Annotated in this window: 20 protein-coding genes; 10 read left to right on the top strand and 10 right to left on the bottom strand. The window is 73.1% G+C overall.

The genetic code is table 11. From position 1 onward, the window contains the following. Positions 1-36: 36 nt before the first annotated feature. The 3 genes from ACL03H_RS03150 (at position 37) to ACL03H_RS03140 (ending at position 3,433) form a co-directional block, all read left to right on the top strand. Positions 37-1,287 (top strand): helix-turn-helix domain-containing protein, encoded by a 1,251-nt coding sequence (locus tag ACL03H_RS03150; RefSeq protein ID WP_412809513.1) that lies wholly within the window; start codon positions 37-39, stop codon positions 1,285-1,287. A 26-nt stretch (positions 1,288-1,313) separates the two neighbouring features. Further along, complete coding sequence (locus ACL03H_RS03145) at positions 1,314-1,850, top strand: flavoprotein (RefSeq protein WP_412809512.1); 537 nt, start codon at positions 1,314-1,316, stop codon at positions 1,848-1,850. 98 nt (positions 1,851-1,948) lie between these two features. Beyond that, positions 1,949-3,433: a glycosyltransferase family 39 protein gene (locus ACL03H_RS03140; RefSeq protein WP_412809511.1), complete on the top strand. Its 1,485-nt coding sequence runs from the start codon at positions 1,949-1,951 to the stop codon at positions 3,431-3,433. 4 nt (positions 3,434-3,437) lie between these two features. On the opposite strand, the gene ACL03H_RS03135 is transcribed toward ACL03H_RS03140, so the two are convergent. Both ACL03H_RS03135 and ACL03H_RS03130 read right to left on the bottom strand, forming a co-directional pair. Next, complete coding sequence (locus tag ACL03H_RS03135; RefSeq protein WP_412809510.1) at positions 3,438-4,892, bottom strand: PrsW family intramembrane metalloprotease; 1,455 nt, start codon at positions 4,890-4,892, stop codon at positions 3,438-3,440. Between the two features lie 71 nt (positions 4,893-4,963). After that, positions 4,964-5,455, bottom strand: coding sequence for a helix-turn-helix transcriptional regulator (locus tag ACL03H_RS03130; protein ID WP_412809509.1), 492 nt, complete (start codon positions 5,453-5,455; stop codon positions 4,964-4,966). Positions 5,456-6,017: 562 nt separating this feature from the next. Between ACL03H_RS03130 and ACL03H_RS03125 the strand changes: the two genes are divergently transcribed. Both ACL03H_RS03125 and ACL03H_RS03120 read left to right on the top strand, forming a co-directional pair. Beyond that, positions 6,018-7,259 carry a glutamate decarboxylase gene (locus ACL03H_RS03125; protein ID WP_412809508.1) on the top strand — a complete coding sequence of 414 codons (1,242 nt, stop codon included), beginning with the start codon at positions 6,018-6,020 and terminating at the stop codon, positions 7,257-7,259. Positions 7,260-7,288: 29 nt separating this feature from the next. Continuing rightward, a complete protein-coding gene (locus ACL03H_RS03120; RefSeq protein WP_412809507.1) occupies positions 7,289-8,224 on the top strand; it encodes a nitrilase-related carbon-nitrogen hydrolase in 936 nt (311 codons plus the stop codon). Between the two features lie 50 nt (positions 8,225-8,274). On the opposite strand, the gene ACL03H_RS03115 is transcribed toward ACL03H_RS03120, so the two are convergent. Then, positions 8,275-9,138 carry a LamB/YcsF family protein gene (locus ACL03H_RS03115; protein ID WP_412809506.1) on the bottom strand — a complete coding sequence of 288 codons (864 nt, stop codon included), beginning with the start codon at positions 9,136-9,138 and terminating at the stop codon, positions 8,275-8,277. Between the two features lie 352 nt (positions 9,139-9,490). On the opposite strand from ACL03H_RS03115, the gene ACL03H_RS03110 reads away from it, so the two are divergent. The 4 genes from ACL03H_RS03110 to ACL03H_RS03095 are packed head-to-tail and all read left to right on the top strand — an operon-like array spanning position 9,491 to position 12,982. After that, on the top strand, positions 9,491-10,381 hold the full coding sequence (locus tag ACL03H_RS03110; RefSeq protein ID WP_412809505.1) for a 5-oxoprolinase subunit B family protein: 891 nt from the start codon (positions 9,491-9,493) through the stop codon (positions 10,379-10,381). Beyond that, complete coding sequence (locus ACL03H_RS03105; protein ID WP_412809504.1) at positions 10,378-11,355, top strand: 5-oxoprolinase subunit C family protein; 978 nt, start codon at positions 10,378-10,380, stop codon at positions 11,353-11,355. Before ACL03H_RS03110 ends, ACL03H_RS03105 begins: the two co-directional genes overlap by 4 nt. 47 nt (positions 11,356-11,402) lie before the next feature. Continuing rightward, entirely contained in the window at positions 11,403-11,642 is a 240-nt protein-coding gene (locus tag ACL03H_RS03100; protein WP_412809503.1) for an acetyl-CoA carboxylase, read from the top strand. Further along, positions 11,639-12,982 (top strand): acetyl-CoA carboxylase biotin carboxylase subunit, encoded by a 1,344-nt coding sequence (locus ACL03H_RS03095; protein ID WP_412809502.1) that lies wholly within the window; start codon positions 11,639-11,641, stop codon positions 12,980-12,982. The genes ACL03H_RS03100 and ACL03H_RS03095 overlap by 4 nt, the downstream gene beginning before the upstream one ends. Here ACL03H_RS03095 and ACL03H_RS03090 read toward each other — a convergent pair whose 3' ends face one another. The 3 genes from ACL03H_RS03090 to ACL03H_RS03080 all read right to left on the bottom strand — a co-directional run bounded on the left by ACL03H_RS03090 (position 12,983) and on the right by ACL03H_RS03080 (position 14,646). Next, positions 12,983-13,513: a GNAT family N-acetyltransferase gene (locus ACL03H_RS03090; RefSeq protein WP_412809501.1), complete on the bottom strand. Its 531-nt coding sequence runs from the start codon at positions 13,511-13,513 to the stop codon at positions 12,983-12,985. A gap of 68 nt (positions 13,514-13,581) precedes the next feature. Next, positions 13,582-14,184 carry a class I SAM-dependent methyltransferase gene (locus ACL03H_RS03085; RefSeq protein ID WP_412809586.1) on the bottom strand — a complete coding sequence of 201 codons (603 nt, stop codon included), beginning with the start codon at positions 14,182-14,184 and terminating at the stop codon, positions 13,582-13,584. 321 nt (positions 14,185-14,505) lie between these two features. Then, on the bottom strand, positions 14,506-14,646 hold the full coding sequence (locus tag ACL03H_RS03080; RefSeq protein ID WP_412809500.1) for a hypothetical protein: 141 nt from the start codon (positions 14,644-14,646) through the stop codon (positions 14,506-14,508). A 270-nt stretch (positions 14,647-14,916) separates the two neighbouring features. On the opposite strand from ACL03H_RS03080, the gene ACL03H_RS03075 reads away from it, so the two are divergent. After that, positions 14,917-15,984: an NAD(P)-binding domain-containing protein gene (locus ACL03H_RS03075; RefSeq protein WP_412809499.1), complete on the top strand. Its 1,068-nt coding sequence runs from the start codon at positions 14,917-14,919 to the stop codon at positions 15,982-15,984. Here ACL03H_RS03075 and ACL03H_RS03070 read toward each other — a convergent pair. The 4 genes from ACL03H_RS03070 to ACL03H_RS03055 are packed head-to-tail and all read right to left on the bottom strand — an operon-like array spanning position 15,971 to position 21,096. Continuing rightward, positions 15,971-17,314, bottom strand: coding sequence for a uracil-xanthine permease family protein (locus ACL03H_RS03070; RefSeq protein ID WP_412809498.1), 1,344 nt, complete (start codon positions 17,312-17,314; stop codon positions 15,971-15,973). The genes ACL03H_RS03075 and ACL03H_RS03070 overlap by 14 nt on opposite strands. 55 nt (positions 17,315-17,369) lie before the next feature. Then, the gene (locus ACL03H_RS03065) at positions 17,370-18,365 is read right to left on the bottom strand and encodes a TIGR03842 family LLM class F420-dependent oxidoreductase (protein ID WP_412809497.1); all 996 of its coding nucleotides are present in this window, start codon (positions 18,363-18,365) and stop codon (positions 17,370-17,372) included. A 23-nt stretch (positions 18,366-18,388) separates the two neighbouring features. Next, on the bottom strand, positions 18,389-19,789 hold the full coding sequence (hydA, locus tag ACL03H_RS03060) for a dihydropyrimidinase (RefSeq protein ID WP_412809496.1): 1,401 nt from the start codon (positions 19,787-19,789) through the stop codon (positions 18,389-18,391). Further along, positions 19,786-21,096 carry an aspartate aminotransferase family protein gene (locus tag ACL03H_RS03055; protein ID WP_412809495.1) on the bottom strand — a complete coding sequence of 437 codons (1,311 nt, stop codon included), beginning with the start codon at positions 21,094-21,096 and terminating at the stop codon, positions 19,786-19,788. Before ACL03H_RS03055 ends, hydA begins: the two co-directional genes overlap by 4 nt. Positions 21,097-21,104: the final 8 nt, after the last annotated feature.

The raw sequence follows: 21,104 nt of genomic DNA, 5'->3' as shown, positions 1-21,104 counted from the left end.
GGTTTCGTGGTCCGAGCGCACGAGGGGGAATGCAGCATGACGCACGACGACGACGCGGAAACCGACATCGCCCCGGAGGGTCCCGGGGACGGCACCGAGGCGGGCGATCCGACTCGGATCGGATCCCGCATCGCCGAACTGCGCAAGATCCACGGGGTCACGCAGCGCGCGCTGTCCGTGCGGGCCGCCGTTTCCTATTCCCTGCTGCGCAAGGTCGAACGCGGGGAGCGAGCGGCCAGCCACTCCTTCGTCGCCGCCGTCGCCCGGGCGCTGTCGATCAACATCACCGATCTCACCGACCAGCCGCTGCACACCCGGATGGCCGCTCCGTCCTCCGAGCAGGCCGGGGTGCCCGCGCTGCGGCAGGCGCTGGTCGAGGGCGACGACCCGCAGCTCGACACCGAACCCCGCGACGTCGAGGACCTGCGCGCGGAGGTGGCCCGGCTCAAGGAGCAGGACCGCCGCACCCGACATGCCGAATCCGTCCAGGCGCTGCCCGACCTGCTCCGGCACCTGCACCGCGCGGCCAGCGAGCACCCGGATGACGCCTCGGTGCACGAACTGCTCGCGACCGCCTACTCCTACACCGTGATCGCGCTCTACCGGCTCGGCCACCTCGACCTGTGCCACCTCGCCGACGAGCGGGCCCGCGCCGCCGCCGCGCGCGGCGCCGATCCGGTGCGCGGCTCGGTCACCGAGTGGAATCACGCGCTGGTGCTGCTGTTCGACGGCTCCTACACCGCCGGGCTGCGCTCCCTGGACCGCTCCCTGGACCTGCTGCGATCCGGGTCCGACACCTCCGCGACCGCGGCCGTGCGCGGTGCGGTGCACCTGCGCGCGGCGATCCTCGCCGCCCGCACCACCGACGCCGATCTCGCCGAAACGCACCTGCGGGAGGCCCGCGCGATGGTGCGGGACGGGCAGGACGAGGCCAACCACTACGGCACCAAGTTCGGCGCCACCAACGTGGACATCCACGGCGTCGCGGTACCGGTGGAGCTCGCCGATGGCACCACCGCCGTCACCCGCGCGGCGACCGTCGCGCTGCCGGAGCACACCGCGCCCAGCCGCAGCGGGCACTACTGGATCGACCTCTCCCGGGGCTGGCTGCTGCACGGCGACCGGCGCCGCTCGCTGGAGTGCTTGCAGACCGCGCGCCGGATCGCGCCGCAGCTCACCCGCTTCCACCCGCAGGTGCACGAGACCGTGCAGTCGCTGGCCGCCTCCGACGCGCGCTCGACCAACAGCCTGTCCCACTTCGCCGCCTGGTGCGGCATGCGACGTTGACGGGGCGCGGCGCGCGCGGAGGGCGTGTGCTCTACGCGCTCGCGATGGGATCCCCCGCCGCCCGGGACATCGGCAAGCTCGTGGAACTCGCCCACGCCGACGGCTGGGAGGTGTGCGTGGTCGCCTCTCCCGACGGCGCGCGGTTCCTGGACGTCGAGGCGCTCGCGGAGAAGACCGGGCACCCGGTCCGCAGCACCTACAAGGCACCGGCCGCTCCCGACGCCCTGCCCCCGGCCGACGGCATGATCGCCGCGCCGATCACCTGCAACAGCCTCGCGAAGTGGGCGGCGGGCATCTCCGACACGCTGCCGCTGGGCCTGCTGGTCGAGGCGGTCGGCAAGGGGCAGCCCGTGGTGGCGATGCCGTTCTCCAACCGCGCGCAGATCGCGTTCCCGGCCGTGCGCGAAGCGATGCGACGGCTCTCCGAGTGGGGCGTGGCGGTGCTGTCCGGCCCCGAGGTCTACGAACAGCACGAACCCGGCACCGGAGACCGGCACCTGCACCGCTTCCCCTGGGAGCTCGCCTGGCGGACCTTCCTGACCCACCCCCGGCAACCGAGCTGACCGCCGCGCCGACCCGGCCGTCGTCGGTCGAATTCGCCCACCCCGCGCGACCGCGGGCCTAGACTCGCCGCCGCGGAGGAGCTGTTCAGGGGGTGGGCATGGCAGCACCGAGCGCGCAGCGCACCGCCGGGCGGGAGCTCGCCCTGCGGCCGGTGCTGCTGATCGCCGGGCTCACCGCCCTGCTGCTGGTGCTGCTCAGCCACCGGTACGGGCCGCTGTCCGACGAGCTGTACTTCATCGCCGCCGGGCGGCACCCGGACTGGGGCTACATGGACCAGCAGCCGCTGGTCCCGCTGCTGGCCGCCGCGATCGACACCGCCGCGCCCGGCTCGCTGTTCGCGCTGCGGCTGCCCGCCGCGCTGATCACCGCCACCGGGATCCTCGGCACCGCGCTCGTGGCCCGCGAACTCGGCGGGGACCGGCGGGCCCAGGTCCTCGCCGCCGCGGCCTGGGCCCTCTCGCCGTGGCTGTTGCTGAGCGGGCACTGGTTCGCGGCGGCGACGCTGGAACCGGTGCAGTGGCTCGGCGTGCTCGGACTGGTGGCGCGCTGGAACCGGTTGCGCGGTGAGGGCGTGCGCCGGGACCGGCTGCTGCTGCTCGCCGGGCTGGTGGCCGCCGCCGGAGTGCAGACGAAGCTGCAGATCGGGGTGTTGTGCGCCGCGCTGCTGGCCGGCCTGCTCATCGCCGGTCCGCGCGAGGTGCCGCGCGGACCGCGGCAGTGGGCGGGCCTCGCCCTCCCGGCGATGGCCTCGATCCCGGCTGCGGGCTGGCAGGTGGCGCACGGCTGGCCCGCCCGCGACATGGCCGCCGTGGTGGGTTCCGAGACCAGCAGGCTCCTGCTGCTGCCGGGCGCGCTGCTCTACGCCGGGCCCGTGGGCGGGCTGCTGTGCTGCTTCGGGCTCTGGTGCCTGCTGCGCGACGAGCGGCTGCGGCCGGTGCGGTTCCTCGGCTGGACCGCCGCGCTCGTCGTGCTGACCTACCTGATCACCGGCGGCCGGCCGAACTACCTGGCCGGTCTCGGCGGGGTGCTGTTCGCCGCCGGAGCGGTCGGCCTCCAGCACCGCCGCTGGAACCGCGCGTGGGTGGTGTGGCCCGCCTGCGCGCTGTCGGCGGTGCTGCCGCTGGTGCTGCTGCCGATCGCTCCCCTGCCGCTGGTGGCCCGGCACCCGCAGCTCGCCTCCTACAGCAGGCTGTACGAGACGGGCTGGCCGGAGCTCGCCCGGACCGTAGCCGACGCCTACCGGGCGGTGCCGCCCCCGCAGCGGGCGCGCACGGCGATCGTGGCCGAGAGCTACCACCTCGCGGCGGCGCTGGACGTGCTCGGGCCGGAGCTCGGCCTGCCCGAGGTGCACAGCCCGGACCGCGGGTACTGGTTCTTCGGCGCTCCCCCGGATGACGCCACGGGCGCGCTGTACGTGGGGGCGGCGGAACCGCTGCGGCCACACTTCGCGAGCGGGCGGCGGGTGGCGACCGTGCGCACCGAACTGGACCTGGTGAACCTGGCCCAGGGCGTGTCGGTCCGCCGCTACGAGACCCCGCGGCTGCCGTGGTCCCGGTTGTGGCCGCTGCTGCGCACCGGCTAGCCGGTCAGCGCGGGGGTTGCTGGTTGGGCGGGGGTTGCTGGCCGGGCGGGAAGCCCTGCTGCTGCGGCCCGGGCTGCCCCCGGCTTCCCTCCGGAGGCCGCCGCAACCGCCGCGTCATCTGGTCCTGCGGCTGCTGGCCGGGCCGCGGCGTCCCGGGCGGCGGGGTCGGGGGCATCCCGGCCGGCCGCGGCACCCCGCGCCCCGGCGGGCCCGCGCCCGGCGCGGGTGGCACCGGCCGGTACACCGGCATCCGCGTGGTCCGGAGCTCGGCGGTCCGGAAGAACCCGGACTGCTCCGCCCCCGCCCACGGCGGCGGCGCCACCTGGGGCTGCGGCCGGCGGCGGAAGAACGCGTCCCGCGCCACCCGCATCAACCAGAGGATCGCGTCCCGCCGCGCGTGGAACATCGGCACCGGGATCGTCGCCCGCATCGCGTGGTCGTGCAGCAGCGCCAGCTCGGTGGCGGCCAGCTGGTAGTCCGACATCGCCCGCATCCCGGGCAGCCCGGCCTGCGCCACCGCCCACTGCCTCGCCTGCTTGCGACCGGCCATCGTGGCGAGCATCCGGACGTCGTCGGCGTGCACCAGTCCGCTGGGGATGTAGGGCGGCAGGTGCGTCGCGATCAGCCCGACCAACCGCCTGCGGTCCCGCAGCACGATCGCGATCAGCCCCGCCAACACCCCGAGCTGGATCAGGTAGGCGATCGCCAGCCCGCCGTAGCCGAAGACGGAGGCGAAGTTCCACAGCGCGTGCAGCAGCACCGCCGCGAACCAGCCCAGCACCACCACCAGCCCGCGCCCCGCACCCCGGCTGCGCGCCGCGTGCGCGACCGCCAGGCCCGTCATCGCCGTGTAGATCGGATGACCGAGCGGCGCGATCACCCCCCGCACCAGCACGATGGCCGCGACGCCGCCACCGTCGTCGAGCAGGCCGTTCTGGTAGTACAGGACGTTCTCCACGAACGCGAAGCCCAGCGCGCACAGCGCCGCGTACACCAGCCCGTCGGTCGGCCCGTCGATCTCGAACCGCCGGAACCACAGCATCAGCAGCAGGAAGAAGCCCTTGAAGCTCTCCTCCACGACCGGCGCCACCACCGACGCGGTGAGCACTCCCGCGAGCCGCTCGCCGTAGAGCGGCAGCAGCATCGACCCGCTGAGCGTGTTCACGATGAACGAACCCACGATCGCCACTCCGGCGCCCCAGGCGAAGGCCAGCACCAGCAGCACGCGGGGTTCCGGCTCCAGCCGGTCGATCAGCAGCACGAGCGCGACCAGCACCACCACGGTGGGCAGCGCCAGCAACCCGCTGACCACCGTGGTGTGCACCCCGCCGACGAGCACGTAGTAGGTCAGGGCGAGCAAGCTGCACACACCGCACACGATCAACCCGAGGATGAACGGGAGCGGGATCCGGTCGGTGCTTCGGCCTTCGAGGACCGACTTGGGGCTGAGCGCGGGCATCCGGCGAGACTAGGCGACCGGGACCACGCGGCGGGCCGGGACCACCGAAGCCGAGCGAGACCACCAGGGCCTCAGTTCCGCCGCGCCGCACCGCGCACGTCGACCTGCGCCGGGACGGCGACCCCGACAGCCTCCCCCGGACCCCCGCCCGCCGTGAGCGCCTTGACCGCGGCGGAGGTGCGGTCGGCCACCTCCAGCTTGGTGAACACCGCGCGCAGGTGGTTCTTCACCGTTCGCTCGGAGATGCCCAGCGAGCGCGCGATCTGCCGGTTCGAGTTGCCGCGCACCAGGTGCCCCAGCACCTCGCGCTCGCGCGGGGTGAGCCGCTGCAGCAGCGGCGCCGCCTGCGCGCCGGGGGCGGCACCGCCGGCCACCGCCGCCCGGTGCAGCGCATCCCGGTAGACCTCGCCGGCCACCAGCCCGGTGCTGCCCAGCCGCACCCGCAGGGTCACCAGCTGGTTGACCTGGCCGAGGACCTGCTCCAGCGCCGCGGAGTGCTCGATCGCTTCGCGCATCATCGCGGTGATCGCGGTGTCCAGAGCGCGCCGGTACGAACTGGCCATGAGGTGACTCCCAGAGGTTCGATGACGATCGGCCGCGCCGGGTCCCCGGGCACGGGGATGCCCGGTGCGGCGCATGTTGTGTCCGGCGCCGGACCTGGGCACCACGACGCACCTCCCGCCGTGTCCAGGTCGCTTCGAGCACCGTTCGCAGGCCGACGCTTCACCACCGGGCTAGGCCTTCCCACCCGCACCGGACCGGTCGCTGCCTCCACTGGCTATGTCGTCAGCAGCCCCGCCCGAAGTGACCGACCGGCCACCGATTTCGCCCGGATGCCGCAATCAAGGACACGAACGGGTCAGTTCTCCGGGGTCGCGCGGAGGACCAGGCCGGGCGCAGCAGGCCTTTGTGACCATGTCGGCCCCCGCCGATCGCCGCCTAGGTTTCGAGACGTCGCACGTCCCGATCCCTCCCGCTGCACCCGGCCGCGAAGCCACCTGGGCCCGCAGCCATCCGTGCAATCACGTCGCAGTCTTCTTCTAGGAGGTCTTCGCCATGTCGTGTCCGCAGGCGGAAAGCCGGGCGAGCGCACCACCCACGACGACCGCGCGAGCACCGGGAGCGATGCCCAGCAAGGGCTGGACGGCCTCGGCCGCGGCGAACGCGGTCCGGATCAAACTCCGCGACGACATCGCCCCGGAGACGAACCTGGCCACCTTCCTGACCAGCTCGATCGAACCGGAGGCCGAGCGCCTCTTCAGCGACTACCTGCCTTACAACATCATCGACCGCGACCAGTACCCCGGCGCGACGGAGCTGGAGCGCCACTGCGTGCAGACCCTCGCGGGGTTGTGGAACGCCGACCTCTCCGCCGCGGTCGGAGCGGCCACCACCGGCTCCAGCGAGGCCGCGCTGCTGGCGGGCACCTCGCTGCTGCGCCGGTGGCGACACCGCGGCGACACCGCCGGGCACAAGCCGAACCTGGTGATCGGGGCGAACGCGCACGTCTGCTGGCACAAGTTCTGCCGCTACTGGGACGTCGAGCCGCGCATCGCCCCCGCCCAGCAGGACCGGCTGCACCTCACCGCCCAGCAGGCCCGGGAGCGCTGCGACGCGGACACCATCGGAGTGGTCAGCGTGTTCGGCTCGACCATCGACGGCAGCTACGAGCCGGTCGCCGAGATCGCCGCGGAGCTCGACGCGCTCGCCGCCGAGTCCGGGCTGGACGTTCCGATCCACGTCGACGCGGCCTCCGGGGGGTTCGTCGCGCCGTTCCTGGACCCGGAGCGCGTGTGGGACTTCCGGTTGCCGAGGGTGCGCTCGATCAACGCCTCGGGGCACAAGTACGGCATGGTCCCGGCCGGTCTCGGCTGGATCGTGTGGCGGGACCCGGAAGCGCGCACCAACTGGCTCAGCTTCGACACCAACTACCTCGGCAGCACCCGGGCCAACCACGAGCTGAGCTTCTCCCGCTCCGCCGCACCGGTGGTGCTGCAGTACTACAACTTCCTCCGGCTCGGCTTCGAGGGGTTCCGGGCCATGCACGAGCGCAGCCGCGTCACCGCCATCGCACTGGCCGACGCACTGGCGGGCTTGGGGCCGTTCGACGTCCTCGGCGACGGCCGGGACCTGCCGGTGGTGGTGGTCGCGCTGCGCGAGGGCGAGCGGCGGTGGTCCCTGCGCGAGCTCTCGGCGCACCTGGGCACGCACAACTGGTCGGTCCCGGTCTACGCGCTGCCACCGGACCGGCAGCAGACCGAGGTGCTGCGCATCGTCGTGCGCAACGAGCTCACCGCCCCGCACGCCAAGCAGCTGCTCGACGCCGTCCGCGGCTACCTGTCCGGCGCCATGGCCACCCCGGCATGACGCGCAGATCCAGCAGAGAGGACGAACCCTTGCGCCCCATCCGCATCGCAAGCAGGCTCACCCGGACCGAACCCCCGCAGCCCGGCGCCGGCGTCCGGCTCGCGCTGTTCCAGGGCGAGAACCCGGTCGGCACCCCGGAGGCGGTGACGACGAACCTGAACCGGATGCGGGAGGTCGTCGAAGTCGCCGCCCGCTACCAGGTCCAGCTGTGCGCCTTCCCCGAGTGCTACACGACGGGCTACTCGCTGGGCGCCCAGGAGGCGCGGGCGCTGGCCCAGCCGCAGGACGGACCCGCCATCCGGGCCGCCGAGGCGGTCTCGGCGACGCACGGGCTCGGCATCGTGGTGCCCTACGTCGAGCTCGACGAGGCGGCGGGCACCGTCCACGACTCCATCGCGCTGGTGGTCGACGGCGAACTGGCGGCGAACTACCGCAAGACGCACCTGTACGGAGCGGCGGAGCGGATCAACTTCACCGCGGGCTCCGAGCTGCCGCCGGTGGTGAAGGTCAACCAGTTCCCGGTCGGCCTGCTCAACTGCTACGAGTGCGAGTTCCCGCCGCTCTACCAGAGCCTGGTCGGCCGGGGCGCGCGGCTCGTGGTCGGTCCGACCGCCGCCGACCACCACTTCACGCTGCACGACGGCAACCCCACCCAGGTTCCCTACCCGGACGCCACCGAGCACATCATCCCGGCGATGGCCTCGGTGTGGCGGGTGTTCGTGGCGTACGTGAACCGGCGCGGCTGGGAGACCTCGGAACGCGGGCAGTGGCAGTACCGCGGCAATTCCGGCGTCTGGGCGCCGGACGGCCGGCCGATGATCGCGGCCGGGCCCGACGAGCGCAGCGACGACACGCTGCTCATCGCCGACTGCGTGCCCGACGACGTGGCGCCGTTCAGCCCGGAGGGCGACCACTTCTCCGACAACCGGGTGGCGCTGCGGGAGGAGCTGCTGCCGACGACCTGATCCGGACGGCGGGGCCGGGCCGTGCCACGGGGCCGGTCCCGCCCGCCGGGTCACGCCGGTGCGGTCGCCGCCTCCCCCGCCGCGGCGGCCGCGCCGGTGCCCCCGCGCGGGGCGCCGTCCCCGTCCCCGGTGCCGCGCTGCCCGGTATCGCGGTGCCGCAGCACCTCGCGCATCGCCGCGAGCTCCACCCCCGCGGCGGCGAAGGCGTCCCGCACCGCTCGGGCGATCTCCACCGCGTTCGGACGGTCGCCGTGCAGGCAGATCGAGTCGGCCCGCACGGGCACTTCGGCCCCGCTGACCGAGGTCACCGTCCCGCGCAGGACGGCGATCGCCTGCGCGGCGCAGGCCGCCGGGTCCTTGGCGACCGGGTCGGGCTCGATGATGATCCGGCCGGAGTCGTCGTAGTCGAGGTCCGCGAAGGCCTCCCGCACGACCGGCACGCCGAGCGCCGCGACCCGGTCCGCGGTCGGGCCGGCCAGCAGCACCACCGGGACCCCGGGCGCGGCGGCGGCGATGGCCGAGCCGATGGCCGCGGCCACGTCCGGTTCCCGCGCGGCGAGCCCGTAGAGCGCGCCGTGCGGTTTCACGTGGGTGATCGGGACGCCCAGCTCGTCGCCCAGCGCCCGCAGGGCGCCGAACTGGTAGAGGCAGGCGTCTGCGGCCTCGCGCGGGCTCAGCGCCAGCGCCCTCCTGCCGAAGCCCGCCAGGTCCGGGAACCCGGGGTGAGCACCCGCCGCCACCCCCGCGTCCCGGGCGATGCCCAGGGCAGCGCGCATCGTCGCGGGATCGCCCGCGTGCCAGCCGCAGGCGATGTTCACCGATGTGACCAACGGGATCACCCGTTCGTCGTCACCGAGCCGCCAACGGCCGAAGCTCTCCCCCGCGTCGGCGTTCAGATCCACGAGTTCCTGCACCGGAAACCACCTCCCGCAGCTGCTGGCCGCGACCCGATGGGTGGTGTCCTGCGGGGATCCCCGGCCGCGCGCCGATGGTAGGCGCCATGTTCCCGCACCCCACCGCCTCGCGCAGTGCTCCTTTCAGTCGTCCCACGTGCGGAGCAGCCGATCTCGCAGCGTCCATTCCGCCCATTCCCCGTCCTCCGGCACCGCGTACCGATCATCGGGATCGCGGGCTATGGTGACCCGAACGTGCGATTTTTCCCGGGCGGGCCAAGCACTTCGCCTTCTCCAGTTCTGCGCCGGGAATCACTTCGGCGCATGCTCTGTGCACGGCAGATCACCTCCGCAACGGGTCGAGGAGGTCGACATGACAGCGACTCTGCCACCCGCTCGCTACGAGCACGGCGGCGATGAATTCATCTTCGTCGAGCTCGATCAGGAGATGAGCCTGGAAGCGAATTTCAAGGCGATGGCGATCACGAGTGCGCTCCGGGATCTGGCCATCGACGGTGTCGTGGACATCTGTCCGTCGAACGCCTCCTACATGGTCCGGCTCGACCCCGACCGGCTGCACCCGGCCGAGCTCGCCGCGGAGCTGCGCAGGCTGGAGGCCGCGGCGGGACGGCGAGCGGAGGACCTGGTCGTGCCGACCCGCCTGGTCGACGTCCCGATCCTGTTCGACGACCCGTGGACCCGGGAGACCCTGCTGCGGTTCCGGGAAAACCACCAGGACCCCTCCGGCACGGACCTCGAATACGCCGCCCGCATCAACGGCTTTCGCGGAGTTCCCGAACTGATCGAGGCGATCACGAGCGCGCCCTACATCGTGACCATGCTCGGATTCGTGCCCGGATTGCCGTTCTGCTACCAGATGGTTCCCCGCGAGCGGCAGATCGAGGTCCCGAAGTACGTGCGGCCGCGCACCGACACCCCCGAACGCGCTTTCGGGTACGGCGGTGCGTTCTCGGTGATCTACCCCGTGCGCGGAGCCGGCGGTTATCAGCTGTTCGGGATCGCCCCCGCTCCCGTGTTCGACCTCGCCCAGTCGCTGCCTGACTTCACCGAGCACATCGCCTTTCCGAGACCGAGCGATCTGCTGCGCTACCGCGCGATCGACCGCGCCGAGTACGACCGGATCCGCGCCGAGGTCGACGCGGGCACCTTCCGCTATCGCACCGCCGAGGTGGAGTTCTGCCCGGCGACCTTCCTCGCCGAGCCCGACGGCTTCAACCGGACGCTGCTGGAGGTGCTGCCATGAGCGAGGTCATCGTGCGCAACGGCGGTCTTCACACGACGGTGCAGGACGCGGGCCGGGACGGGCAGTACGCCATCGGGATGCCACCCTCCGGAGCGCTGGACCAGTACTCCTTCCGCGCGGCGAACCTGCTCGTGGGCAATCCGGAGGGCGCCGCCGCGCTGGAGGCCACCTACATCGGACCGGAGCTGGAGTTCACCGACGAGCGGCTGATCGCGATCACCGGGGCCGAGGCCCCGGCCCGGATCAACGGCGAGCCGGTCGCCCCGTGGGAGGCGCTGGCCGTGCGGTCCGGGGACGTGCTCTCCTTCGAGATGATCAGCGCTGGGGCCCGCCCGTACGTGGCGATCAGCGGCGGCATCGCCGTCCCGGAGTACCTGGGCTCGCGCTCCACCTACACGCTGACCGGCATCGGCGGCTTCCACGGCCGGTCGCTGCGCGCCGAGGACCGGCTGCCGCTGGGCCCCCCGCCAGCCGTCCGGCCGTCGGCGGGGACCGCGGTGCCGACCGGGCTGCGGGCCGCCCTGGGCGGGGTCGCCGAGCTGCGGCTGGTGGTCGGCCTGTGCTCCTACCGGCTGACCGCGACGGCGCTGGAGTCCTTCGTGGACACCCAGTGGCGGGTCACCAAGGACGCGGATCGCGTCGGCTACCGGCTGCGCGGCGGCACCCTCGACTTCGTCGATCGCGAGCCGCCCTTCGGCGCGGGGAGCGATCCGGCCAACGTCGTCGACCTCGGCTACCCCATCGGCTCGGTGCAGGTACCCGGCGGGAACGAGCCGATCGTGCTGCTCGGGGATGCCGTGACCGGCGGCGGCTACGCCACCATCGGCACCGTCATCTCCGTCGACCGGGACCGCATCGCGCAGGCCCGCACCGGCGACACGATCTCGTTCGTCCCGGTCGACGTGGACGCCGCGATCGCCGCCCGCCGAGACCGCGGCATCCGGTTGGAGAAGATCCGCGCCGCAGTGAGCTAGTCCCCCACCCCCAGCACCCGCAGCCGACAGCCACCGAGGAGGCCACCATGTCGACCGTCAACGCCGCGCTTCCCGGCGTGTTCTACCGCCGCCCCTCTCCCGAGCAGGACCCGTTCGTCGAAGTCGGCGCCGCGGTCCACGAGGGCCAGACCATCGCGCTCATCGAGGTGATGAAGACCTTCAGCGAGGTGAAGGCGGACCACGCCGGGACCATCGGTCGCTTCCTCCTCGACGAGGGGGACGAGGTCGAGGCGGGTCAGGGCGTCGTCGAGGTCGTGGGACCATGACCGGCCCGGGACGAGTTCTCGTGGCCAACCGGGGCGAGATCGCCGTGCGCGTCATCCGCGCGTGCCACGCGGCGGGGGTCGAGGCGGTGGCGGTGTACTCCGACGCCGACGCGCACTCCCAGTGGGTGCGCCAAGCCGACCACGCGGTGCACCTCGGCGGCTCCCCCGCGGCGAAGTCCTACCTGAACGCCGAGGCGGTGCTGGCGGCGGCGCGCAGCGCGCACGCGGACGCCGTGCACCCCGGTTACGGCTTCCTGTCCGAGAACGCGCGCTTCGCCCGCGCCGTGCACGACGCGGGCCTGGTGCTGGTCGGCCCGCCCGCGTCCGCGATCGAGCTGATGGGTGACAAGGCGACCGCGCGGGCCACCGCCCAGGCGGCGGGCGTGCCGGTGGTGCCGGGCAGCGCGCCGATCACCGACCTCGCCGCCGCCCAGGCCGCGGCCGACGAGCTCGGCTACCCGGTGCTGGTGAAGGCGGCCGCCGGCGGCGGCGGGCGCGGGATCCGGCCGGTGTCCTCGGCCGCCGAGCTCGCCGACGTGCTGCCCGCGGCCCAGGCCGAGGCGCGGTCGGCCTTCGGCGACGGCACGTCGTACCTGGAACGGGCGCTGCCCCGGCCGCGGCACGTCGAGGTGCAGCTGCTCGCCGACGACCACGGCGGCGCGGTGCACCTGTTCGAGCGGGACTGCTCGGTGCAGCGCCGCAGGCAGAAGTTGCTGGAGGAGGCACCGGCACCGGGGTTGCACGAGGAGACCCGGCGCCGGCTCTGCGAAGCGGCGGTCCGGCTCGCCCGGCACGTCGGTTACCGCAACGCGGGCACGGTGGAGTTCTTGGTCGACGAGGACCAGAACTTCTACTTCATGGAGATGAACACCCGCATCCAGGTCGAACACCCCATCAGCGAGGCGATCAGCGGGGTGGACCTGGTCGCCGAGCAACTGCGGATCGCGGCGGGCAAGCCGCTGTCGTTCGCCCAGGAGGACCTGGTCCGCACCGGGGCCGCGCTGGAGCTGCGGATCAACGCCGAGGATCCCGCCCGGGGCTTCGCGCCCTGCCCCGGCGAGGTGACCGCCTTCGACCTGCCGGGCGGCCCGGGGGTGCGGGTGGACACCGGACTGGTCCGGGGCGACCGGATCAGCCCGTTCTACGACTCCATGATCGCGAAGCTGATCTGCTGGGGAGCGGACCGCGAACAGGCCTTCTCCCGGGCCGAGCAGGCGCTGAGGGAGTTCCGGATCGAGGGGGTCGCCAGCACGATCCCGCTGCACGTGCAGCTGGTGGGCAGCGACAAGCTGCGCAGCGGGCCGGTGCACACCACCTGGCTCGAGGAGCAGCTGGACTGATCAGCGCGGCACGACCTCCTCGCGCAGCACGCTGTAGCGCACGCAGTCGCGCCACCGCCCGTCCCGGAACAGCCAGCCGCGCAGCACGCCCTCCCGGGTGAACCCGGCCTTGTGGAGGGCGCGCTGCTCGGCGAGGTTGTCGATCTCGGTGCCCGCTTCCACCCGGTTCACCTGGGTGTGGGCGAACAGGTAGGCGGCGAGCTGGCGCTGGGCGTCGGTGCCGTGACCGCGCCCGCGCGCCTCCGGCAACAGGGTGATCCCGATGTTCCAGCAGTACGAGGTCTGCCCGGTGGGGTTCTTCGCCCAGGAGACGAAGCCCAGCCGGTGCTGCGGGTCCTGCTCCGCGACGACCAGCAGCACGCCCTCCTCGGCGGAGAGCAGCCCGGATTCGCCCCAGCGGCGCTGGAAGTGCCCGGCGCCCTGGTAGCCGAACCAGTTGTAGGGCTGGGCTGCCCCGGGTGTGTTGAGCATCCGGTCGAGCTCGCTCAGATCGCCTTCGAGCACCGGCCTCAGCAGCACTGTGGTCCCCACATCGCGACCGTAGACCGCTCACGCTCCGCTGGACATGCTCTGTTCCGGTGGTCGCGGCACCGGATCGGTCAGGAGAGCGGGCGGCGGCAGGTGTAGATCCGCGCGGGCGGCACGTTGCGCCACACCGTGCGGCTGGTGAGCACCTCGTCGAAGGCGCCGTCGAGGCGGCGGCGGAACGCCCGCGCACCCGACATGCCGAGCGCGTGCACGTAGGCGAAGGTCGTGAACGCGCCACCGGGAGCGAGCACCCGGCCGACCTCGCCGAGGATGTTCCGCTGCAGCTCGCCGGGGAAGATCGACCACGGCAGCCCGCTGATCACCGCGTCCACCGAGTCGATGCCCACCTCCTCCAGCAGGGAGCGGAGCTTCGCGGCGTCGCCCTGCACCACCTCGAGCCAGGGCAGCTCGGCGCGCAGGTGCTCGACCATGCCGTCGTCGATCTCGATCGCGAGGTGCCGTCCGCCCTCGGGCAGCCGCTCGCGCACCGCGCGGCTGAGCGCACCGGTACCGGGGCCGAGTTCCACGACCACCGGCCCGTCCCCCTCGGGGCGGGAGCGCGGGACGATCGCGGCCATCTCCCTGGCCAGGTAGGGCGAGCTCGGCGCCACCGCTCCGACGAGGCCCGGTCTGCGCGCCGCGCGCGCGGCGAACCGCCGGTAGTCCGCGAACATCGATCCGGACTTGCCGGACTCGGGCCGTTGCTGGGATGTGGTCACGGTGGCCTTCCGCGGTCGTCGGGCGAGGTCCGGGTCACCCTATCGGTCGCGGGGGCGCCGTCGACGGCGCCCGAGTCGGCGGCGCACCACCATCACGCGAAAGGAATTCGGATTCTCGCCCGCCGAGCGCGGGCCGGAGAGCGCTGCACCGAGGAAGCGGCGCGGAAATCGCGCCGCAATTCACTCGAATAGCGTGTAACGCCGAAAGAATGTTCTGCGATGTTCTGGGATCGCGCCAGGGGCTCGTCCGATCCGGACAAGCCCTCGGCGGCTCGCTCAGGCAGGTTGCTCGAGGAGCGGACCGGTCGGCTCCGCGGCCGGGACCTGCTCAGCGGTGCGCTGGGCGGGCTTGTTGACCCACCTGACCGCCGCGCCCGCCGCCGTCAGCAGCACGCTCGCCTCAATCACCAGAGCCACCCACACCGTTGCCACTTTCCCTGCCTCCTTTCTGCCGACCTCCCCGTCTCCCGAGCGCGCTAACGGGCGCGCACTGGTGCCCGCGCTGTGTTCCGTTCGGAAGAGGTTCGGGGTTGAAAACCCACTTGCACCTCGATACTAGGGCGTTGTTTCGGGCGCGTAAAAGAGGGGTGGCAGTGGCGTGCGTCGCACCCCTCCGGATGAATTGCGCGGTGTCGGGCACCACAGCGGGTGAGGGACGACCGAGGGCTCCCCCGACGTTACCCGGACGTGTCGGTGCACGAGGTGGAGATCGTGGTGGTCGGGGCCGGGCAGGCCGGGCTCAGCAGCGCCCACCACCTGCGACGCGCGGGCTTCGAGCCAGGACCGGGTTTCGCGGTGCTGGACGCGGACGCCGGGCCGGGCGGTGCCTGGCGGCACCGCTGGCCGTCGCTGCGGCTGGGCGAGGTGCACGGCATCCACGACCTGCCGGGGTTCGCGCTGACCGAGCGGGACGGCTCGCGTCCCGCCTCCGCGGTGCTGTCCGAGTACTTCGACCGCTACGAGCGGGAGTTCGGCCTCGACGTGCGGCGGCCGGTGCGGGTCCGCGCGGTGCGGCGCGGGCCCGGGGGACGACTCCTGGTGGAGTCCGGGGACGAGACCTGGTCGGCCCGCGCCGTGATCAACGCGACCGGGACCTGGAGCAAGCCGTTCGTGCCGCGCTACCCGGGCCAGGAGGAGTTCGCGGGCAGGCAGTTGCACGTGGCCGGCTACCGGGGCGCCGCGGAGTTCCGGGGGTCGCGGGTCGCCGTGGTCGGCGGCGGCATCTCGGCCGTCGAACTGCTCACCGAGATCGCGGAGGTCGGTGCGACCACCTGGGTGACCCGGCGGCCGCCGGTGTTCGGGGATCGCGAGTTCACGCCCGAGCTCGGACGACGCGCGGTGGCCGAAGTGGAGCGCCGCGTGCGGGACGGGCTGCCGCCGGGCAGCGTGGTGAGCGCGACGGGGCTGCCCCCGACACCGGCGGTGCTGCGGGCGCGCGAGCGCGGCGTGCTCGACCGGCTCCCCATGTTCGAGCGCATCACCCCGGCCGGGCTGCGCTGGGCGGACGGCCGCGAGGTGGAGGTGGACGTGATCCTCTGGGCGACGGGGTTCCGCGCCGCCCTGGACCACCTCGCCCCGCTGAAGCTGCGCGAGCGCGGCGGCGGGATCCGGGTGGAGGGCACCCGGGTGCTCGCGGAACCGAGGCTGCACCTGGTCGGCTACGGCCCCTCGGCCAGCACCGTCGGGGCGAGCAGGGCGGGGCGCGCGGCGGCCCGCGAGGTCCGCGAGCTGCTCGCGCCGGTCACGGAGGCGTGATCCGGTCGCGACCGGGCGCGAAGGCGCGCAGCAGGTGATATCCCAGGACCGTGATCAAGGTGCCCAGTGCGATGCCGCTCAGGCTGAGGCTCGGGGTGAAGGTGAGCGACACCCCGCCGATGCCCGCGATGACCCCGGCCGCCACCGGCAGCAGGTTCACCGGATCGGCGAAGTCCACCCGGTGCTGCACCCAGATCTTCACGCCGAGCAACCCCACCATGCCGTAGAGCACCACGGTGATCCCGCCCAGCACACCGCCGGGCACGGCTGCCACCACCGCGCCGAACTTGGGGCACAGCCCGAAGCAGACCGCGACGACAGCGGCGACCCAGTAGGCGGCGGTGGAGTACACCCGGGTCGCGGCCATGACGCCGATGTTCTCCGCGTAGGTCGTGGTGGGCGGACCGCCGAGGGCGCTGGAGACCGTGGTGGCGAGACCGTCCGCGAACACCGCCCGGCCCAGGCTGCCCTGCAGGTCCGAGCCGGTCATCTCCTCCACCGCCTTGACGTGCCCGGTGTTCTCGGCGAGCAGGGCGATCACCGCTGGCAGCACCACGATGATGGCCGAGGCCGAGAAGGACGGAGCGTGCACCTCGGGCAGGCCGAACCAGGCCGCGTCGGCGACCCCGCCGAGATCCACCCTCGGGTGGGTGCTGACCACGCCGTTCGCGTCCGGTGCGGTGATCGGCCCCAGCAGCACGTCGAACAACCAGGACAGCAGGTACCCGCCGACGAGCCCGAGGAACACCGCGATGCGCCCCCAGAACCCGGGCAGCAGCACGCTGCCGGCCAGCACGATGATCATCGTGAGCAGCGCGGTCCACTGGTCCTGCGGCCAGTACGTCTCGGCGACCACGGGTGCCAGGTTGAACCCGATCAGCAGCACCACGGCTCCGGACAGCACCGGGGGCAGCAGCCGCTGCACCACCGCCGGACCCGCGTAGTGCACCACCGCGCCGATGACCGCGAGCACCACCCCGGACACCAGGATCGCGCCGGTGACCGTGGCGCTGTCCCCGCCTCCCGCGCGAATCGCGGCGACCGCTCCGACGAAGGAGGCGCTGCTGCCCAGGTAGCTGGGGATCCGTCCCTGCACCACGAGCAGGAACAGGATCGTCGCCCCGCCCGAGACCATGATCGCGAGGTTCGGGTCCAGCCCCATCAGGACCGGGAAGACGAAGGTCGCACCGAACATCGCCACCACGTGCTGGGCGCCGATCCCGACCGTGCGGCCCCAGGTGAGCCGCTCGTGCGGGGCCACCGATTCCCCTGGGCGCGGCGTGGTGCCGTCGCCGTGCAGCGTCCAACCGAAACCCGTCAGCCCTCGCATGGCGCTCAGTCTGCCCCGGCGGCCCGCTGGGCTCCGCAGGCAGGTCGGCGTCCGCTCAGGACCGGGGGATGATCGAGCTCCCGTACTCGCGCATCGCGTGCTCGACGGCGTCGTGCATCGCGTACGCGGCGAACTGGTCCACCCCCGCGTCGGCGAGCTCGGCCAGCCGGTCGCGGTGCGCTCCGGGCGGGCCCAGCAGGCAGAAGCGGTCCACGACGTCGTCGGGCACGAACTCAGTGCTGGGGTTGCCCGCCCGACCGTGGTGGGAGTAGTCGTAGCCCTCCCGGCCCCGGATGTAGTCGGTGAGCGCGGCAGGCACGGCCTCGGAGCGGTCCCCGTAGCGGCGGACCAGATCGGCGACGTGGTTGCCGACCATACCGCCGAACCAGCGACACTGCTCGCGCGCGTGCGCGAGGTCGGTGCCGACGTAGGCGGGGGCGGCGGCGCAGACCGTGATCGAAGCGGGATCGCGCCCGGCGGCCCGGGCGGCGTCGCGGACGTGCTCGACCATCCAGCGCACCAGCAGCGGGTCGGCGAGCTGCAGGATGACGCCGTCGGCGACCCGGCCCGCGAGCTCCAGCGCCTTGGGCCCGTAGGCGCCCATCCACACCGGCAGCCTGCCGCCGCGCACCCACGGGAGACGGACGGCGGTGCCGTCGAGGTCGACCTCCCTGCCCTCGGCGAGGTCGCGGATCACCGCGACGGCCCGACCGAGCGAGGCGAGGGTGGTCGGCTCGCCACCGGTGACGCGCAGCGCCGAGTCGCCGCGCCCGATGCCGCAGACCGTGCGGTCCCCGAACATCTCGTTGAGGGTGGCGAAGGTGGAGGCGGTCACCGTCCAGTCCCGGGTGCGCGGGTTGGTGACCATCGGGCCGACCACCATCCGCTCGGTGGCGGCGAGGATCTGGCTGTGGATCACGAATGGTTCCTGCCAGAGCACGCAGGAGTCGAAGGTCCAGCCGTGGTCGAAGCCGAGCTCCTCGGCACGCCGCATCCGGTCCACCACCTCCCAGGCCGGCGGATCGGTCTGCAACACGATCCCGAAGCGCATCGCGCCCCCTCGCTGCTAGGTCGCTAGGTCAGGTACTGGCAGGTGTCGCGGGGCAGGAACCGGCCGCGCCCGGGGCGCCCCAGGTACCGGTCCTCGTCGAGGATCACCTCGCCGCGGGAGAGCACGGTGCGCACCCGGCCGGTGATCTCGCGTCCCTCGTAGGCGCTGTAGTCGACGTTCATGTGGTGCGTCGCCGCCGAGATCACCTGGGTGGCGACCGGGTCGTAGAGCACGACGTCCGCGTCGGATCCCGGGGTGAGGGCGCCCTTGCGCGGGTGCAGCCCGAACATCCGCGCCGGGGTGGTGCTGGCCAGCTCGACCCAGCGGCGGCGGCTGATCCGGCCCTCGACGACGCCCTGGTGCAGCAGGTCCAACCGGTGCTCGACGCCGGGCATCCCGTTCGGGATCTTGGAGAAGTCGCCCCGGCCGAGCTCCTTCTGCGAGGCGAAGCAGAACGGGCAGTGGTCGGTGGCGACCACCGACAGGTCACCGGTGCGCAGGCCGCGCCACAGCCGCTCGCGGTGCTGCTCGGGCCGCAGCGGGGTGGAGCAGACGAACTTCGCGCCCTCGAACCCTGGGCGGGCCAGCTCGTCGACGGTGAGGAACAGGTACTGCGGGCAGGTCTCGCCGAACACGTCGAGCCCGGAGTCGCGGGCGGCCGTGATCTCGTCGAGCGCCTCGGCCGCCGAGACGTGCACGACGTAGAGCGGGGCGCCCGCGACGCGGGCCAGCTGGATCGCCCGGTGCGTCGCCTCGGCTTCCAGCAGCGGGTGCCGCACGGCCCCGTGGTGACGTGGATCGGTGCGCCCCTCGGCCAGCGCCTGCCGCACGAGCACGTCGATGGCGATGCCGTTCTCCGCGTGCAGCATGGTCAACGCCCCGTTGCCCGCGGCGGACTGCATCGCGCGCAGGACCTGTCCGTCGTCGCTGTAGAACACCCCGGGGTAGGCCATGAACAGCTTGAAGCTGGTGACGCCCTCGTCCACCAGCCCGTCGAGCTCCGCCAGCGAGTCGGTGCGGACGTCGGAGAGGATGAGGTGGAAGCCGTAGTCCACCGCGCACCGCCCCTCGGCCTTGGCGTGCCAGGTGTCCAGGCCCTCCCGCGCGGAGCGTCCGATGCTCTGGATGGCGAAGTCGATGATCGTCGTGGTGCCGCCCCAGGCCGCGGCGCGGGTACCGGTCTCGAAGGTGTCGGAGGAGAAGGTGCCGCCGAACGGCATCTCCATGTGGGTGTGCCCGTCCACGCCGCCGGGGATCACGTAGCGGCCGGTGGCGTCGAGCACGACGTCGGCGTCCGGCAGCCAGCCCTCGGCGACCTCGGGGGTGCCCAGCGCGGCGATCCGCTCGTCGAGCACGAGCACGTCCGCCGCCACCTCCTCGGTCGCCGTGATCACGAGCCCGCCCCGGATCACCGTGCGGGTCATGACCGCGGCCCCGTCGCGGCCAGGGCGTCCGCCACGATCGCCGCGCCCTCGCGCGCTTCCCGCTCGGTGAGGCTCAGCGGGGGCGCGATGCGCAGCACGTTGCCGTCCAGCCCGCCCTTGCCGATGAGCAGCCCGTCGCGCCTGGTGCGCTCCAGAACCTCGGTGGCCGCGGCCGGGTCGGGTTCGCCGCTGTCCGGGCGCACCAGCTCCACGCCGATCATGAGCCCCTTGCCGCGCACGTCGGCGACGTGCGGGGAGCGCTCCCGCACCTGCTCCAGCTCGGCCCGCAGCACAGCGCCGACCTTCCGCGCGTTGCCCTGCAGGTCGTGCGCCAGCAGGTGTTCGAGGTTCGCCAACGCCCCGGCGGTGGTGACCGGGCTGCCGCCGAAGGTGGACAGCGAGCTCGCGCGGAGGCTGTTCATCACCTCGGCCCTGGCGACCACTCCGCCGATGGACAGCCCGTTGCCGAGGCCCTTCGCGAAGGTGACGAGATCGGGCGGCCCGGAGTCGGCGTGGGCCTGCCAGCCCCAGAAGTGCTCGCCGGTGCGCCCCCAACCCGTCTGCACCTCATCGCTGATCCAGAGGATGCCGTGCTGGTCGAGCACCTCCTTGAACCGGGCGAACAGCCCGTCCGGCGGCACGGCGAAGCCCCCGACGCCCTGGATCGGTTCGGCGATCAAGCAGGCCACGGTTCCGTGCAGCTGGCCGAGCACGTCCTCCAGATCGCTCGTGCAGGCCGCGCGGAACTCCTCGTCGGGCAGGTCGGCGAAGGGAGTCCCGCGCCGCCTGCTGCCGTGCACGTAGTGGGTCTGCACCGGGGAGAGGCTGGTCGGCGACCAGGCGCGGTTGCCGGTGATGGACAGCGCGGAGAAGGACCGGCCGTGGTAGCTGTTGCGCAGGGCGAGCACCTGGTTCGATCCCCGGTACCCGGTGGCCAGCAGCAACGCGGTGTCGTTGGCCTCGGTCCCGCTGGCGGTGAAGAACACCCGGGGGTCGGGCACGCCGGAGAGCTCCGCGACCCGCTCGGCGAGTTCGATCATCGGGCGGTTCAGGTACAACGTCGAGGAGTGCAGGATGCGCCCGGCCTGCTCGCTGACGGCGGCGGTGACCTCGGGCAGCGCGTGCGCGGTCATCGTGGTGAGGATGCCGCCGAAGAAGTCCAGGTAGCGGTTCCCCTCGGCGTCCCAGACGTGGCGGCCCGCGCCGCGCTCCAGGTCGATCGGATCCTGGTAGTAGGTCGTCAGCCAGTCCGGCAGCACCGCCGCGCGCCGCTCGGCCAGCTCGGCGTGCCCGCTCACGTCGGCCATCCCCGTCC

Origin of the sequence: Saccharopolyspora antibiotica (assembly GCF_047200635.1) — a bacterium.
In the GTDB taxonomy this organism is placed as follows: domain Bacteria; phylum Actinomycetota; class Actinomycetes; order Mycobacteriales; family Pseudonocardiaceae; genus Saccharopolyspora_C.
Note: the sequence above shows the minus strand (reverse complement) of the source record. Positions and strands in the feature narration are given on the sequence as shown.